Origin of the sequence: Gluconacetobacter diazotrophicus PA1 5 (assembly GCF_000021325.1) — a bacterium.
Classification (GTDB): Bacteria; Pseudomonadota; Alphaproteobacteria; order Acetobacterales; family Acetobacteraceae; genus Gluconacetobacter; species Gluconacetobacter diazotrophicus.
The window spans coordinates 2,275,922-2,292,312 of sequence record NC_011365.1 but is presented as its reverse complement, the minus strand read 5'-3'; the positions used below and the strand labels follow the sequence as shown (position 1 = coordinate 2,292,312).

14 protein-coding genes and 1 pseudogene are annotated in these 16,391 nt (G+C 67.3%); 9 read left to right on the top strand and 6 right to left on the bottom strand.

Annotated elements, in window-relative coordinates; translation table 11 throughout:
* The first annotated feature begins 95 nt into the window (after positions 1–95).
* From GDIA_RS10410 to GDIA_RS10400, 3 genes are read left to right on the top strand one after another with little or no spacing between them, the layout of a single operon-like run.
* Positions 96–695, top strand: a complete 600-nt coding sequence (locus GDIA_RS10410; protein ID WP_012554123.1) for a hypothetical protein — start codon at positions 96–98, stop codon at positions 693–695.
* Complete coding sequence (locus tag GDIA_RS10405; RefSeq protein ID WP_012224606.1) at positions 692–1,960, top strand: AAA family ATPase; 1,269 nt, start codon at positions 692–694, stop codon at positions 1,958–1,960. The genes GDIA_RS10410 and GDIA_RS10405 overlap by 4 nt, the downstream gene beginning before the upstream one ends.
* Before the next feature lie 32 nt (positions 1,961–1,992).
* On the top strand, positions 1,993–3,003 hold the full coding sequence (locus GDIA_RS10400) for a hypothetical protein (protein WP_012554122.1): 1,011 nt from the start codon (positions 1,993–1,995) through the stop codon (positions 3,001–3,003).
* A 26-nt stretch (positions 3,004–3,029) separates the two neighbouring features.
* Here GDIA_RS10400 and GDIA_RS10395 read toward each other — a convergent pair whose 3' ends face one another.
* From GDIA_RS10395 to acnA, 4 genes are all read right to left on the bottom strand, one after another.
* The gene (locus GDIA_RS10395; RefSeq protein WP_012224604.1) at positions 3,030–3,917 is read right to left on the bottom strand and encodes a LysR family transcriptional regulator; all 888 of its coding nucleotides are present in this window, start codon (positions 3,915–3,917) and stop codon (positions 3,030–3,032) included.
* A 132-nt stretch (positions 3,918–4,049) separates the two neighbouring features.
* Positions 4,050–5,549, bottom strand: coding sequence for an ABC transporter substrate-binding protein/permease (locus tag GDIA_RS10390; RefSeq protein WP_012554121.1), 1,500 nt, complete (start codon positions 5,547–5,549; stop codon positions 4,050–4,052).
* Positions 5,546–6,343, bottom strand: coding sequence for an amino acid ABC transporter ATP-binding protein (locus GDIA_RS10385; RefSeq protein ID WP_012224602.1), 798 nt, complete (start codon positions 6,341–6,343; stop codon positions 5,546–5,548). The genes GDIA_RS10390 and GDIA_RS10385 overlap by 4 nt, the downstream gene beginning before the upstream one ends.
* A 22-nt stretch (positions 6,344–6,365) precedes the next feature.
* A complete protein-coding gene (gene acnA / locus GDIA_RS10380; protein ID WP_012554120.1) occupies positions 6,366–9,059 on the bottom strand; it encodes an aconitate hydratase AcnA in 2,694 nt (897 codons plus the stop codon).
* A 289-nt stretch (positions 9,060–9,348) separates the two neighbouring features.
* Here acnA and ccmA point away from each other — a divergent pair.
* Together ccmA and ccmB are read left to right on the top strand one after the other, a co-directional pair.
* A pseudogene (gene ccmA / locus GDIA_RS10375) lies at positions 9,349–9,987 on the top strand (heme ABC exporter ATP-binding protein CcmA); the annotation flags it as partial.
* A complete protein-coding gene (gene ccmB / locus GDIA_RS10370; protein WP_012554118.1) occupies positions 9,984–10,664 on the top strand; it encodes a heme exporter protein CcmB in 681 nt (226 codons plus the stop codon). The pseudogene ccmA and the gene ccmB, both read left to right, overlap by 4 nt.
* 92 nt (positions 10,665–10,756) lie before the next feature.
* Here the strand turns inward: ccmB and GDIA_RS10365 are convergent, their stop codons facing one another.
* Complete coding sequence (locus tag GDIA_RS10365; protein ID WP_012554117.1) at positions 10,757–11,887, bottom strand: type III PLP-dependent enzyme; 1,131 nt, start codon at positions 11,885–11,887, stop codon at positions 10,757–10,759.
* A 250-nt stretch (positions 11,888–12,137) separates the two neighbouring features.
* Here GDIA_RS10365 and GDIA_RS10360 point away from each other — a divergent pair, with 250 nt between their 5' ends.
* Positions 12,138–13,103 carry a YihY/virulence factor BrkB family protein gene (locus GDIA_RS10360; RefSeq protein WP_012554116.1) on the top strand — a complete coding sequence of 322 codons (966 nt, stop codon included), beginning with the start codon at positions 12,138–12,140 and terminating at the stop codon, positions 13,101–13,103.
* Between the two features lie 18 nt (positions 13,104–13,121).
* On the opposite strand, the gene GDIA_RS10355 is transcribed toward GDIA_RS10360, so the two are convergent.
* Positions 13,122–13,778, bottom strand: a complete 657-nt coding sequence (locus GDIA_RS10355; RefSeq protein WP_390614167.1) for a septal ring lytic transglycosylase RlpA family protein — start codon at positions 13,776–13,778, stop codon at positions 13,122–13,124.
* Between the two features lie 318 nt (positions 13,779–14,096).
* Between GDIA_RS10355 and aroQ the strand changes: the two genes are divergently transcribed.
* The 3 genes from aroQ to accC are packed head-to-tail and all read left to right on the top strand — an operon-like array spanning position 14,097 to position 16,335.
* Positions 14,097–14,552 (top strand): type II 3-dehydroquinate dehydratase, encoded by a 456-nt coding sequence (gene aroQ, locus GDIA_RS10350; RefSeq protein WP_012554114.1) that lies wholly within the window; start codon positions 14,097–14,099, stop codon positions 14,550–14,552.
* Complete coding sequence (locus GDIA_RS10345; RefSeq protein ID WP_012554113.1) at positions 14,549–14,992, top strand: acetyl-CoA carboxylase biotin carboxyl carrier protein; 444 nt, start codon at positions 14,549–14,551, stop codon at positions 14,990–14,992. The genes aroQ and GDIA_RS10345 overlap by 4 nt, the downstream gene beginning before the upstream one ends.
* Complete coding sequence (accC, locus tag GDIA_RS10340) at positions 14,992–16,335, top strand: acetyl-CoA carboxylase biotin carboxylase subunit (protein ID WP_012554112.1); 1,344 nt, start codon at positions 14,992–14,994, stop codon at positions 16,333–16,335. The genes GDIA_RS10345 and accC overlap by 1 nt, the downstream gene beginning before the upstream one ends.
* The last annotated feature ends 56 nt before the right edge of the window (positions 16,336–16,391 follow it).

Genomic DNA, 16,391 nt, shown 5'->3' with positions numbered 1-16,391 from the left:
CGCGCGGGCGGCGTGGCGGCGCGGTACATTACATTACAATCACATCGCCGTTTCGATACTTGCACCGTGGCACGGGCCAAACGCATGATGCCGGAATGAGGCCGACGCCCGATCCCGAGCCCCGCGCAACCCCCGACGAAGCCGGCCCCGGCAAGGCCCGGCCGCTGTGGTACGGACTGGCGGCCGGCGTGATCGTCATTGCCGGCTTCAGCGCCCGCATGGCCCATGAACAGGCCCAGCCGGCCCCCGCCCCCGCGATCAGCGCCGATGGCGCGGCAGGCGCCGCCGGAAGCGCCCATGTGCTGAACAGCACGCAGCAATTCGCCATGATCTCGCCCGACAATGCGCCGCGCGCGCTGCAGCAGTCGGGGCTGACGCCCGACCAGCAGGCGCGCATCCTGGCCGGCATCCGCAAGCGCGAATACCGGCTGGTGCGCATGCCGATCTACGACCAGGGCGGGACCGGCGGGGTCGTCACCCTCAGCTCGGGCGGCATCACGCAGACCGTGCCGCTGACCGCGCAGCCGCGCACCGTCCTGCTGCCCATCCGCATTTCCGGCGAAGTCGATATCGTCCCCGTCTCCGATCCCGGCGTCGCCGGGCTGGCGCCCGGGGCCATCACCGTCCTGGGGCCGACGCCGCTGCCCATTATCCATCGGGACGAGATGCTTGTTCTGGATGTGATCGTCCAATGAAGGCTCTTCTGCCCGCCCTGAACCGGCTGATGCCGGTGATGATGGTCATTTTCCTGATCCTGGCGAGCTTGCAGGCGGCGGCGTCGCTGCATCTTTCTCTCGCCAGTCTGACACATTTCATGGAATGGTGTGCGCCGGCCTTTCCCGTGCTGACGGCCGGGAGCAGCCTGCTGGTCCTGGCGGGTCTGATGTTCGAGACCCGCGCCGAACGGCTGGCGCGCAAGGGGCTGCGACGCCGACGGGGGTGGATGATGGATGTACTGGCCAGGCTGACCAACCGCACCGCGCTGGAAGAAATGATGGCGCGCGAGCAGAAGGAAACGGTCATCGACGCCGAGGAACTGGCGGCGAGCCTGCGGGCCCGGGTGATCGGGCAGGATCAGGTGTGCGAGGATATCGCCGCCCAGTTGCGCCGCCGCATGGCGCTGCAGGTGCGCGGCAAGCCGGTGGGCATCTTCCTGCTGGCCGGGCCGCCGGGCACCGGCAAGACCTATCTGGCCAAGCAGATGGCCCGGCAACTGGACCGGCCGCTGCTGCATTTCGACATGACGCAGATGAGCTCGCCCCACGCCGCGACCCAGTTGTTCGGATCGCCCAAGGGCTATGTCGGGTCCGACACGTTCGGCAAGCTGACCGGCGGGCTGAAGGAAAAGCCCGACGCCGTCGTGCTGCTGGACGAGATCGAGAAAGCGCATCCCGACGTCTTCAAGAAGTTCCTGACCGCGTGGAACGACGGGCATGTCACCGAGGCCTCGACCGGCCAGCAGGTTTCGACCGTCCGCGCGATCTTCGTCCTGACGTCCAACATCGCGACCGATGCCCTGTCGGAAATCGCCGACCGCCTGGCCGACGAACCCGACCGCATGCGCGCCGAATCGGTCGAGGCCCTGCGCCAGGCCGGATTCGCGCCCGAGGTGCTGAACCGGCTGGACCGGATCTTCGTCTTCCGTGCGCTGACCGGGCTGGATGTCGCCCGCGTCGCCGCGCTGGAAATCGAGGCGATGATCGAGAGTTACGGGTTGAGGGTGGAAACCGGCGGCATCGATGCGTCGCTGCTGTTCGAGGTCATGCGGCGGCAGGATCGCATGGGGGCCTCGGCCAGCGCCCGCGACCTGGTCCGTTCGATCGAGGACATGATGAGCGATTCGCTGATTTCCGCGCGGCAGCAGGGGGCCAAGCTGGTCCGCGTCGTATCGGGCGAGAACGGCGTCACCGCGGAAATCGCGAACGACGCCGACGCGCAGCGGGCACGCGTGCTGCGCTGATCCGCTCCATCCCTTCGTCACGGTCCGTCTGAATGTCCGCTGCCTCCCGCCTCTGGAATCGCGCGCCGCTGTGGCGGAGCTGCGTCTTCGGTATCCCGATCTTCGTGGTGCTGGCCCTGCTGTATCCCCCGCCCTATCTGATGCGGGCGATTCCGGCGCTGCATCCGGTCATCGACCGGATCAACCGGACGCTGGGACGCGATGCCCCCGCCGCCCAGGCCGACAACGGTGCCGCCCCCGACGCGGGGGCGCCCCCCGCGCAGCAGGCCGACGGCGGGCCGCCCCAAGGGGCGGCCCAGGGCGCGGCCCAGCCGCCGGGCGGCACGCAGGTCGCGGCCCCCCCGATCACGTCCGACCTGACGGGTGCGATCCCGTTCGCCGGCCGCGTACTGCCGCTGCCGGCGGGCGTATGGCATCCGGTCCTGACGACCACGAGCGGCCCGCATGGCGAATTGCAGAGCAACGTGCTGGTGCGCGCGGAAGACGGGATGGTGACGGGGGTGGTGATCGCGCGCGGCAGCACGCAATCCCTGCCGCTTTCGACCGTCGATGCCATGAACAATGGCTGCCATGACGACCGGAACTATCTGTCGAAGCTGATCACGACCGACCCCAAGGTCATGGAATGCTGGTTCACCAGCCACGTCCAGATCGCCGGCCAGCCGCTGAGCGACAGTGTGGATATCCTGACCGCGTTCAACCGGCTGCATGTCATGGGCTTCCCGATTCCCTATGTCATGCTGGTCGCGACCTGGAATTACGCCGAGGCCTCGGCCGATCGCGGCGCGAATATCGAGAACGTGACCATCCTGCTCAGCCCCGCGCGCAAGGGCACGATGAACCTGCCCGCCCCGCCCGAGCAGTGGCTGAAGCAGACGCTGCCGCAGAGCCCGGCCGCCGAGCGCTTCGTCCGCGAAGCCAATGACTGGATGAACGGCTGGACCGGCATGCTGCGGCGCGGTTTCCATGGCGAACTGGTGGCGGGGTCGCCGGATCTGGTGCGGGCCAGCCGGGACCCGGCGTCGGTGTTGCCGGTGGAGTAAGGTCTTCTTTTTCTTCAGAAAAAGAACTACCGCAGCACATCCGAAATATCGATCAGGAAATCCAGCACCGTCCGCGTCCGCAACGGCAGGGTACGCGGCCCGGTATGCACGGCGTAGAAGGGCAGCTCCGGCACCGTCCAGTCGGGAAACAGCCGCACCAGCCGGCCGGATGCGACGTCTTCGTCCACCTGGAAGGACGGCAGCAGCCCGATGCCCATGCCGGCCAGCGTGGCCTGCAGCACGGCCTCGCTGCTGTTGGCGCGGAAGGGGCCGCTGGCGGCGACGACGCTTTCCTCGCCATTGCCTTCGAAATGCCAGTCATGACGCGTGCCGCCATAGGTATAGGCAATGCAGGGATGGTTCAGCAGGTCGCGCGGATGCTGCGGCGTGCCGCGCCGGTCCAGATAGGCCGGCGTGGCCACGGCGATGCGCTTGACCGTGCCCAGCCGCCGCGCGATCAGCGAGCCCTCGGCGATTTCACCGACACGCACCGCCAGGTCCAGCCCTTCCTCGACCAGGTCGCCGAAGCCGTCGCGCATGATCAGTTCGACCGAAAGATCGGGGTGCTGTTCCAGCAATTCCCCCAGCCGGCCGGTGGTATAGAGGCCGAACGCGGTGGTCACGCCCAGCCGCACCAGGCCGGACACCGAGGCCCGGCGGCGGCCGAGGGCGGTTTCGGCGGTTTCCAGAATTTCCAGCACTTCGTAGGCGTGGGGCAGCAGGCTGCGCCCATCCTCGGTCATCATCAGGCTGCGGGTGGTACGCGCGAACAGGGTCGCGCCGTAATGCGCCTCCAGCAGCGCGATGTGCCGCGAAATCGTCGGCTGGCTGGCACCGGTTTCGCGCGAAACAGCGGAAAACGACCCCGTCGCCGCGACGCGAACGAAGCTATGAAGGGCAGAAAGCAGATCCATGGCCACCGATGCTCGGAATTTGTTCGAACACCTTTCTATGCCTCGGACTATTTATGCACAATCTAGCATAAAACAGCGCCGTCATGTGCCTGACGCATCAAGCGCATCAACCCTTTGCGATCAGGGGCCGCTTCAAATATGGCCCCGGCGGCGCTGCCCGGCCTGGAACCGGGCTTCGGCCATGCGGGCCAAGCGCACGAAGGGCAGGCCCAGCAGCAGGTAGGCGGTACCGATCAGCAGGCCGGTGCCGAAATAATCGTAATAGGTCGAGGACAACCGCACATAGGTCTGGCTGAGTTCGGTCAGCGTGATCACGCTGACCAGCGACGAGTCCTTCAGCAGCGAGATGAAATCGTTGGTCATCACCGGGATGACCATGCGCACCGCCTGCGGCACCACCACGAAGCGCAGGGCCTGCATGTGGGTCATGTTCAGGGCCAGCGCGGCCTCGACCTGGCCGCGTGCGACGGATTGCAGGCCGGCGCGGTAATTCTCGGCCTCGTAGGCCGCGTAATTCATGCCCAGGGCCACGACGCCGGCCACGAAGGGCGACAGGCGCAGCCCGATGCCCGGCAGGGCATAGAAGATGAACAGGATCTGGATCAGCAGCGGGGTGCCGCGCACGATTTCGACATACAGCGTCGCCAGCGCCCCCAGCCAGCGCGGCCCATACCGCCGCAGCAGCGCCAGGGCCAGCCCCAGCCCGACCGCCACCACCATGGCGCAGGCCGACACCGCGAGCGTCAGTACCGCGCCATGCAGCAGCAGCGGCAGGAAGCTGACATACCGGTCCACCCGCGCGCGCCAGCCCGTGGCGGGGGCAGTGGCCGCCATGTAATGCCGCCATGCGTCCGGCGCGATATCGGGCGTGGTCGCATCCATGGTCAGGTCCGCCATGGCAGGCGTCCACAGGTTCCAGCGCGCGAGGATCCGGTGCAGTTCGCCGTCGCGGATCATGCCGTCCAGCGCCGTATTCACCTGGTCGCGCAGCGTGGTGTTCCCCTGGGCGAAGGCGACGCCGTAGGCCACCCGGCCGATCGGGTCCCCCACCAGCTTCAGCCCCGGATCGGGCGCGCCGTAATAGAGCGCGATGGTGCCGTCCAGCAGCACCGCATCCAGCCGGCCGTTCTTCAGGTCGGTGTAGGCGTTGGTTTCTTCCTCGTACGATCGGATGCGAATCGTGGGGTCGGCCTGCAGCATGCGTTCGGCCGTGGTGTCCTTCAGCGTGCCGACGACATGCCCGCGCAGCGCCGCCAGCGTATCGAGCCCCTGCTGGTCGCGGCGGACGGTGATGCGTTCCGACGTGACGTAATAGGGATGGCTGAACAGCACGCCCTGTTCATGCTCGGGCGTGATCTCGATCCCGTCGATGACCATGTCGTACAGCCCGCGCTGCAGGCCGGGAATCAGCCCGTCCCAGTCGTTCTGCACGAATTGGGTCGGACGGCCGAGACGGCGGGCGATGGCCTGGGCGATGTCGTATTCGTAACCGGTCAGGCGGGACTGGTCGGCGGGGTCGTGGAAGACGAACGGCACGTTCGCCTCGGCATCCGACGCCCAGCGCAGCGGCGCGGCATGGGCATGTCCCACCATGACCGCCGCCAGCAGCAGCAATGCGACAAACAGCCTCATAACATGGACCTGAGAAACCGGCGGGTGCGCGCATCCTTCGGGGCGACATAGAGCGTGTCGGGATCGTCGATTTCGACGATTTCGCCGCCATCCATGAACACGACGCGGTCGGACGCCGCCCGGGCGAAGCGCATGTCGTGCGTCACCACGATCTGGGTCATGCCTTCCGCGTCCAGGGCGCGCATCACCGACAGGACTTCCTCGGCCAGTTCGGGATCGAGGGCCGAGGTCGGTTCGTCATACAGCATCACGTCGGGGCGCATCGCCAGCGCGCGGGCGATGGCGGCGCGCTGCTGCTGGCCGCCCGAGAGCGTGTCCGGGTAACGGGTGGCGATCGCGGCCAGGCCGACCTTGTCCAGCAGGGCCAGGGCATCGGCCCGGGCGATGTCGGGCTTCACGTGCTTCACGCGGACGGGCGCCAGCATGACGTTGTCCAGCACGGTGCGGTGGGGAAACAGGTTGAAGGACTGGAACACCATGCCAACATGCGCCCGCAGGCGATGGGCCGCGTCCTCGTCCGCGCGGGTCCAGCGGGGGCTGGTGCGCGCGATGGTCACGTCCGCGATCGAGACCGAACCGGAATCGGGAATTTCAAGAAAATTGAGGCAGCGCAGGAAGGTCGATTTGCCGCAGCCGGACGGCCCGATGATCGACACCAGTTCGCCGCGCGTCACGCTGAGCGAAATGCCGCGCAGGACATCCTGCCCGTCGAAGACCTTGCGGATGCGCTCGGCCCGCACGACCGGGTCGGCAAAAAACGCCGGCCCGGGAGAACCCGGGCCGGCGCCAGACATTTCAGATAGAGAAAAAAGCGGCTCAGGCAGCTTTGGTCATCCCGCGCAAGACATACTGCAGGATGCCACCATGCCGGTAATACTCGACCTCGTCCAGCGTATCGACGCGGCAGAGCAGGGGCACGTCTTCCTTCGAGCCGTCGGCGCGGGTGATCGTCATCGTCAGCGTCATGCGCGGCGTGATCTTGTCCAGACCATGGATGTCGATCTTTTCGTCACCCTTCAGGCCCAGCGTCTTGCGCGTCACGCCGTCCTTGAACAGCAGGGGCAGGACGCCCATGCCGACCAGGTTGGAGCGATGGATGCGCTCGAAGCTTTCGGCCACGACGGCGCGGACGCCCAGCAGCAGGGTGCCCTTCGCCGCCCAGTCGCGCGACGAGCCCATGCCGTATTCCTTGCCGCCGAAGACGACCAGGGGTACGCCCTCCTTCTTGTATTCCATCGCGACGTCGTAGATCGAGCCTTCCTTCCCGTCGGGGAAGTGCTTGGACAGGCCCCCTTCGGTGCCCGGCAGCATCTCGTTCTTGATGCGGATGTTCGCGAAGGTGCCGCGCACCATGATCCGGTCGTTGCCGCGACGCGAGCCGTAGGAGTTGAAGTCCGCCTTGGAAACCTGATGTTCCTTCAGGTAGACGCCCGCGGGCGAGCTTTCCTTGATCGCACCGGCCGGCGAGATGTGGTCGGTGGTGATGTTGTCGCCCAGCAGTGCCAGCACGCGGGCCCCCACGATGTCACCCTTCGGCTTCGGCTCGGGGGTGATCTCCTGGAAGTACGGCGGGTCCTGCACGTAGGTCGAGCTCGGATCCCACTTGTAGGTCTCGGACCCGGTCGCGACCTTCAGGGCCTGCCATTCCTTGGTGCCCTTGCTGATCTGGCTGTAGCGCTTGATGAACTCCTCACGGGTGATGGAGGAGCCGATCAGTTCGGCGATTTCCTTGTTGGTCGGCCAGATGTCCTTCAGATAGACCGGCTTGCCGTCCTTGGAGGTGCCGAGCGGCGCGGTGGTGATGTCCTCGCGCATCGTGCCCAGCAGCGAGTACGCGACCACCAGCGGCGGGCTGGCCAGGTAGTTGGCCCGCACGTTCGGGGAAATACGGCCCTCGAAATTGCGGTTGCCCGACAGGACCGACACGGCCACCAGCTTGTTGCCTTCGATCGCATCGACGATGTGATCTTCCAGCGGGCCGGAATTGCCGATGCAGGTCGTGCAGCCATAGCCGACGGTGTTGAAACCCATCGCATCCAGCTCTTCCGTCAGGCCGGCGCGGTTCAGGTAGTCGGTGACGACCTGCGACCCGGGGGCCAGCGACGTCTTCACCCACGGCTTCGGCTTCAGGCCCAGGGCCCGCGCCTTCTTCGCCACCAGGCCGGCCGCGATCAGCACCGCCGGGTTGGAGGTGTTGGTGCAGGACGTGATGGCGGCGATCACCACGTCGCCGTGGCCGATTTCGTAGTTCGTGCCGGCGACTTTCGCCTTCTTGTGCGCGTCGGCGGCGGGAACGCCCAGGCCGCCCGTCAGCTCGGTCTCGAACGCCGAGGTCGCGCTGGTCAGCGGCACACGGTCCTGCGGGCGCTTCGGGCCGGCCAGCGACGGCACGACGGTCGACAGGTCCAGTTCCAGCGTGTCGGTGAACACCGGCTCGGGCGATTCCGCGGTACGGAACATGCCCTGGGCCTTCAGGTATTCCTCGGTCAGCTTGATGCGGTGTTCGTCACGGCCGGTCTGGCGCAGGTAATGCAGCGTCAGCTCGTCCACCGGGAAGAAGCCGCAGGTCGCGCCGTATTCCGGGGCCATGTTGGCGATCGTCGCACGGTCGGCGACCGGCAGGTGATCCAGCGCCGGGCCGAAGAATTCGACGAACTTGCCGACCACGCCCTTCTTGCGCAGCATCTGCGTGACCGTCAGCACCAGGTCGGTCGCGGTCGCGCCTTCCGGCAGCTTGCCGACCAGCTTGAAGCCGATGACATCGGGGATCAGCATCGCGATCGGCTGGCCCAGCATCGCGGCCTCGGCTTCGATCCCGCCGACGCCCCAGCCCAGCACGCCCATGCCGTTCACCATCGTGGTGTGGCTGTCGGTGCCGTACAGGGTGTCGGGGTAGGCATAATCCTTGCCGTCGACATGCGCCGTCCACACCGCCTGGGCGATGTATTCCAGGTTCACCTGGTGGCAGATGCCCGTGCCCGGCGGCACGACCGAGAAGTTCTCGAACGCTTCCTGGCCCCAGCGCAGGAAGGCATAGCGCTCGCCATTGCGTTCGAATTCGATCGTGACGTTCTTCTGCAGCGCGTCCGGCGTGCCGGCCACGTCCACCATCACCGAGTGATCGATGACCAGGTTGACGGGAACCAGCGGGTTCACCTTCTGCGGGTCGCCCTTCAGCTTCAGGATGCCGTCGCGCATCGCCGCCAGGTCGACGACGGCGGGAACGCCCGTGAAATCCTGCATCAGGATGCGCGCGGGCTTGAAGGGAACTTCCTTCGTGCTGGCGCCCTTGGGCAGCCATGCCGCGATCGCGCGGGCGTCGTCGACGCTGTAGGAGCGTCCATCCTCGAAGCGCAGGATATTTTCCAGCAGCACCTTCAGGCTGACCGGAAGACGACTGACGTCGCCGATCGTCTTCTCCGCTTCAGGAATCGAGAAATAATGGTACGTCTTGCCGTCCACATGCAGCGAACGGCCTGTCTTGATTGAATCGTGCCCAACCGACTTCATTGGTTTTTCCTCCGAGGCGTCAGCAACGGATTATCCAACTGAAGCACGACTTCCGCGCTGGCGGTGTGATCCCTCTGGACAACCGGCTTGATCTCCCAACGGTCGTAGAACATACCCGGACGCGGTTGCGACACAAGGCAGCCCCGGTAACAAGAACGCGGGAAAACACCGTGGCGGACCCGGGGCCGCCACCCCCGACCACGAGCCCAGGAGCATCGCCATCCCTGCCTTTCCCGCCTTGGCCAGCCCGCTGCTGGATGTCGAAAATATCTCGGTTTTCCGCGGGGAACGGCTGGTTCTCGACGGCGTCGGGCTGCGGCTGGACGCGGGTGACGCGCTTCTGCTGACGGGGCCGAACGGGGCTGGAAAGTCCACGTTGCTGCGCGTGCTGGCAGGGCTGCGCAAACCGGAAGGCGGCCATGTGCTGTGGGCAGGGATCGATGCGCTGTCGGACCGGACGGCCCATGCCGCGCGCATCGCGTATCTGGGCCATCAGGACGCGCTGAAACCCGGCCTGACCCTGCGCGAAAACCTGTTCCTGGCCGCGCGGGCGGGCGGGTCCGATCCCGATCGGGCCATGGCGGCGCTGGATCTTTCGGGTTTGGCCGACCTGCCCGCCCGCCTGCTGTCCGCCGGGCAGAAACGGCGGGCCGCGCTGGCGCGGGTGGTGCTGGCGCAGGCGCCGCTATGGCTGCTGGACGAACCCAGCCTGGGGCTGGACAGCATGGCGATCGGCCTGCTGGAGACGCTGTTTCAGACCCATCGGGAGGCTGGCGGAATCGTGATTGCAACCACCCATGTTCCCCTGCCGCTGCCGGACGCGAAAACCCTGATCCTGCCCGGCGCGACCGAACCGGCGCTGGATTTTGGGATGGAATCAGGATTCAATTCCCACGCGGACCACTCCCACGCGGACCACTGGGCATGAACGCGTCGATGCCCGCCCTGCTGGCCGCCGTCATCGGGCGCGACCTGCGGCTGGCGCTGCGTCACGGGGCCGACACGCTGGGTGCCGTGCTGTTCTTCATCCTGGCGGGGGCGCTGTTTCCCCTGGCGCTGGGCCCGTCGCCCGAACTGCTGCGCCGGATGGCGCCGGGCATCGTCTGGGTCTGCGCCCTGCTGGCCGCCCTGCTGCCGCTGGACCGCCTGTTCGGGTCCGAACTGGAAGACGGGTCGCTGGACCAGCTGATGCTGTCGGGCCTGCCGCCCGCCCTGGTCGCGCTGGCCAAGATGGTGGCGCACTGGCTGACCACCGGCCTGCCGCTTCTGGTCGCGGCGGGGCCGCTGGCCATCATGCTGGGACTGCCGCTGCCGGTCCTGCCGATCCTGCTGGGGGGGCTGGCGCTGGGCACGATCGTGCTGTCGCTGATCGGCGGCATGGCGGCATCCGTGGTGCTGGGCGCACGGCGCGGCGGCGTGCTGCTGCCGCTGCTGGTGCTGCCGCTGGCAACCCCCGCGCTGATCTTCGGCGCGGCGGCGCTGGACGCGGCGCAGACCGGCCTGTCCTGGACGCCGGACCTGGAATTGCTGGGTGCCTTCCTGGCCGGGGCGCTGCCGCTGTGCCCGCTGGCGGCGGGGGCCGGGTTGCGCGCGGCGGTCGAGTAGGGGGCGATCTGGAGCCAAAGGCCGGCGGCCTTTGGAAACCGATTCGTTATGATCCGATCGGGGTGCGGGGCATCACGCCCCTGCACCGTCCATCAGATATAATGTTCGGTCAGCGGGGCGAAGCCGTTGAAGCTGGTCGAGCAGTAGGTCGAGACATAGGCCCCGGTCGACAGCAATTCGATCCGGTCGCCGCAGGCCAGGTCCAGCGGCAGGGCGTAGGGCGCCTTTTCATACATGATGTCGGCGCCGTCGCAGGTCGGGCCGGCGATGGCCACCCGCCCGGCGGGCGATCCGTCATGGGGCGTGCGGATGCCGTAGCGGATGGATTCGCCCTCGGTCTCCGCCAGCCCGCCGAAGCGGCCGATATCCAGATAGACCCAGCGTGGCCCGTCCTGCTGCCCGCGCCGCGTGACCAGCACGACCTCCGACGACACCACGCCGGCATCGCCGACGATGAAGCGCCCGGGCTCGACGATCATTTCCGGCAGGTCATTGCCGAAATGCTCGGTCATCGCGTGGCTGATCGCCACCGCGAACCGGTCGATCTCGGGCACGTCCTCGCGGTAGCGGATCGGGAAGCCGCCGCCCAGATTGACCATGCGCAGGTTCAGCCCGGCCGCGGCCAGGTCGGTGAACAGCATGCCCACCCGCGCAATCGCGGCCTCGTACGCATCGGTGCTGGTCTGCTGGCTGCCGACATGGAACGACAGGCCGTACGGGTCCAGCCCCATGTCGCGGGCGCGCAGCATCAGGTCGCGCGCGCTGTCCAGCGTGGTGCCGAACTTGCGCGACAGCGGCCATTCCGCGCCCTCGTTCTCGACGATCAGGCGGCAATAGACGCGCGAACCGGGGGCGTGGCGCGCCAGCTTTTCCAGTTCCTCGATGCTGTCGAAGGCGAACATGGTCACCCCGGCCTGGTGGGCCTGGGCGATCGCGGATGCCTTCTTGACCGTGTTGCCGAACGAGATGTCCGCCCCGGCGGCCCCGGCCGCGAGGCAGAGGCGGATTTCCTCCCACGACGCGGCGTCGAACGCCGAGCCGAGGGACACCAGCCGGCGCAGGATAGCCGGCGCAGGATTGGCCTTCACGGCATAATAGATGCGCGCCAGCGGCAGCACCGCGCGCAGCGACTGATAACGGGCCTCGACGCGATCGACGTCGACGACGAGGCAAGGCGTAGCAGGGGCCTGTTCGGCCAGAAAACGGGCGATTTTGGGAGTCATCGCACCCAATTCCCTTCTGTATCGTCCGTCCGGATCGATGCCGGACAGGGAGTTGCGAAACGGTCTAACGGACCAGCGACCAAGTGGGCCCGGCGAAGGGTCCCGATTGCCAGAACGCTTGACGTCGTTGCGTAACCTCAGAGGGCCAGTGGCACGTGCGTTGTTGCGTGGAGAGCGCATATGAGGGCAAACCACTTTGGGCGCAACAGAAAAATCGACCCATGCGCATGTTTTTCGTTAGGTAGGGGTCATGCAGGCCAACAGCCACGTTTCCCCGGCCGGTGACGGCCCCACCCCGGGCCCCTTTCCCTCGCGGCCCATGTTGCGGCAGATGTGGAAGCCGGTTCTGGGCCGGATGGCGCGCAATCTGTCGTCCGACCAGATCACCCTGGCGGCGGCAGGATGCGCCTTCTATGCCACCCTGTCACTGTTTCCGGCGATCAGCACCCTGATTTCGATCTACGGCCTGATGTTCGACCCCGATACGGTCGAGCCGCAGATGGACGTGCTGCGCCATCTGCTGCCGCCCTCGGCCTTCACCCTGATCGACGAGCGCATCCATACCCTGGTGGCCGAGCCGCATTCGTCGCTGACGCTGAACCTGATCCTGTCCACCACCATCACGCTGTGGTCGGCGTCGGCGGCGACGCGGTCGATCATCTCGGCCGTCAATATCGCCTATGACACGCGCGAGACACGCGGGTTCGTGCAGTTCCACCTGATGGCGCTGGGCATGACCCTGTGCGCGATCTGCGGCGCCGTCCTGACGCTGAGCGTGCTGGTGGCGCTGCCGGTCCTGATCGATTTCGTCCCGGCGCGGCTGGGCCTGGCCCCGCCGCCCTGGTCGGTAGAACTGCTGGTGCAGACGGGCGGCCCGGCGCTGATGCTGCTGTTCGTGCTGGCCGCGTGCTCGCTGCTCTACCGTTTCAGCCCCAATCGCAGGATCGTGCACTGGATCTGCATCCTGCCGGGGTCCTGCACCGCCACGCTGATCTGGATCGTCTCGTCCATCGGGTTCTCGTACTATGTCAGCACGATCGCCAGCTACAACGCCACCTATGGCCCGCTGGGCGCGGTGGTCGCGACGATGATGTGGTTCTTCGTCACCGCCTACGTCATCCTGCTGGGCGCCGAACTGAATGCCGGGCTGGAGGCGGAGATGGAACTGCGCCCGAGCGAGGGCGATGCCGGGCAGCGCCCCAGGCCAGGCGAGTAAGAGGCTGAAGCCGGTCGGTCAGCGCCCGGCGTGATGCGCGACGCGACGGGGCGCGCCCGGCGCGGCGGCGGCGATTGCGTCGGCGCTGGTGTCCGTGGATTCGGCCTGCGCCACTTCGGTGACCGGGGCGGGCTGCAGCACGACATGGGCGGTGCCCGCATTCAGCATGCCCAGCCGCGCCGCGGCGGCGGGCGAGAGGTCGATGATGCGGCTGCCCAGGAAGGGGCCGCGATCATTCACCGTCACCACCACCGAACGACCGGTATCCTCCGAGCGGACCAGCACGCGCGTGCCCATCGGCAGGGTGGGATGCGCCGCCGTCAGCGCCCGGGGGTCGAACGCACGGCCCGACGAGGTGGGACGGACCCTGCGCAGGTGGCCGTACCAGCTGGCCACCCCCTGTTCGGACCAGGACAGGGCGGAACGGCCGACATGCATCAGGTGCTGCGACCGCCGCGCCAGCGCCGCGCGGACCGAGGCCGCCCAGGCGGTGGGCGGATGGCCGTCGTCACCCACGGCGGAGGAGATATCGGGGGACGCGGGGGCCGGCACCGTTTCCGCGCCCGCTGTCACTTCGCGGCCACAGGCGGTCGAGGCGAAGGCGAACAGGCAGGCCAGCGCCATCAGCGCCTGGCTGCCGGATCGTATCCGTCGCTCATTCCGGTCCTGTTTCAATGCGTCCCCAATCCTGCTGGGCCAATCGGCCAGTAACAACGGGCATACAACAGTCCCGTTCCCCGGAACTCAAGGCTTTTTCACCGCACGTCCCCCCGCAGGACCGGACGATGCCGCGATGTTGCCGGTGCTTTCGCCGCTGATTCAATCCTGTGGGGGAGAATGTGGCAATTTTGGGTCATCATTATTATCCCGGTGCCCCGGCGTTCCTGCCGCCCCGGTCCCCTCCTTACACCCCGCCGGACGCGTGGGTGGGTGGGCGGGCCGACGATCATTCTCTTGGAACGGATTGACGGTCGTGCTACGGCGCCTGTCACCATGGTGCGCCCCCTGATCGCCGTCCTGAACGGACCCAACCTCAACATGCTCGGACTGCGCCAGCCCGAAGTCTATGGTCGCGCGACCCTGGACGACGTGGAGCAGATCTGCATCCAGGCCGCCGAGCGCCTGGATGTCGCCATCGACTTCCGCCAGACCAACGGCGAGGGCGAACTGGTGTCGTGGGTTCAGGAATGCCGCAACCGCGCGCGGGGGATCGTGATCAATCCGGCCGCCTACGGCCACACCTCCATCGCCCTGCTCGACGCGCTGCTGGCGGTCGATCTGCCGGTGGTCGAAATCCATATTTCCAACATTCATCGACGTGAGGAATTCCGCCACCATACCTATTGCTCCCGTGCCGCCGTGGGCGTCATCTGCGGCCTGGGAGTACGCGGCTATGCTTTGGCGCTTCAGGCGATGACAGACATGATTCTGGACGAGGACGATCGATGAGCCGACTGCTCGTGGACGCGGATGCCATTCGGGCATTGGCAGAAATCCTGACCGAAACCGGCCTGACCGAGATCGAGATCGCGGAGAAGGACAATCGCATCCGCGTGGTCCGCGCCGCCGCCGGCGCGCTGCATGCCGTACCGGCCGCCCCCGTCGCGACCGCGGCCGCCCCGACCGCCGCGATGCCGGTCGATCCCGCCAAGCATCCGGGCGCGGTGACCAGCCCGATGGTGGGCGTCGCCTACCTGACGCCCGATCCGGGTTCGCCCCCCTTCGTGACCGAGGGGCAGAGCGTTACCGCCGGGCAGACCCTGATGCTGATCGAGGCGATGAAGACGTTCAACCAGATCAAGGCCCCCCGCGCGGGCACGCTGAAGACGCTGCTGGTCGCGTCGGGCGATCCGGTGGAATTCGGCGAAGCCCTGGCCATCATCGAGTAATGTTTTCCAAGATCCTCATCGCCAATCGCGGCGAAATCGCCCTGCGGGTCCTGCGCGCGTGCCGCGAGCTGGGAATCCGCACGGTCGCGATCCATTCCACCGCCGACGCCGACGCCATGCATGTGCGCCTGGCCGACGAAGCCGTGTGCGTCGGGCCGCCGGCGACGCGGGATTCGTACCTGAACGTCGCCGCCATCCTGTCGGCCGCGACCATCACCGGCGCCGACGCGATCCATCCGGGATACGGCTTCCTGTCGGAAAACGCCGATTTCGCCGAGACGGTCGAGGCCCACGGCCTGGCCTTCATCGGGCCGACCGGACACCATATCCGGATCATGGGCGACAAGATCACCGCCAAGACCACCATGCGCGCGCTGGGCGTGCCGCTGGTGCCCGGGTCGGACGGCGCGCTGGCCAGCCTGGACGAGGCCCGCGCGGTGGCGGCCCAGGTCGGCTATCCGGTGCTGATCAAGGCGACGGCCGGCGGCGGCGGGCGCGGCATGAAGGTCGCCCGCACCCCCGACGAGATCGAGGAAGCCTGGAGCGTCGCGCGGACCGAGGCCCGGGCCGCGTTCGGCAATGACGAGGTCTATCTCGAAAAATACATGGACCGGCCCCGGCATATCGAGCTGCAGATCCTGGCCGACACCCACGGCAATGTCGTGCATTTCGGCGAGCGCGACTGTTCGCTGCAGCGGCGGCACCAGAAGCTGCTGGAAGAGGCCGGATCACCCGCGCTGACCGCCGAGCAGCGCGACGGGATCGGCGCCATCGCGACCGCGGCGCTGAGCAAGCTGGGATACCGCAACGCGGGCACGCTGGAATTCCTGTACCAGGACGGACAGTTCTGCTTCATCGAGATGAACACCCGCCTGCAGGTGGAACATCCGGTGACCGAGATGGTCTGCGACGTCGACCTGGTGCGCGAGCAGATCCGCATCGCGGCGGGCGAGCCGCTGGGCTACGCCCAGTCGGACATCCGCTTCAGCGGCCATGCCATCGAATGCCGCATCAACGCCGAGGACCCGGTGACCTTCCTGCCCACCCCCGGCACGGTGACGATGTACCACCCGCCCGGCGGCCTGGGCGTGCGCATCGACAGCGCGCTGTATGCCGGCTATCGCGTGCCGCCCTATTACGACAGCATGATCGGCAAGCTGATCGTCCATGCCCCCACCCGCGCCGACGCCATCGCCCGGATGCGCCGCGCGCTGGATGAATTCGTCATCGAAGGCGTGAAGACGGTCATCCCGCTGCATCGCCAGATCCTGGACGATCCGGAATTCCAGAAGGGCGATTACACCATCCACTGGCTGGAACGCTTCGTCGCGTCGCGCAAGTAGGATGGAACGGCCAGGGGAGGGGCCGGGGTCCGGGCAGGACCCGGCCCGCCTTCCCA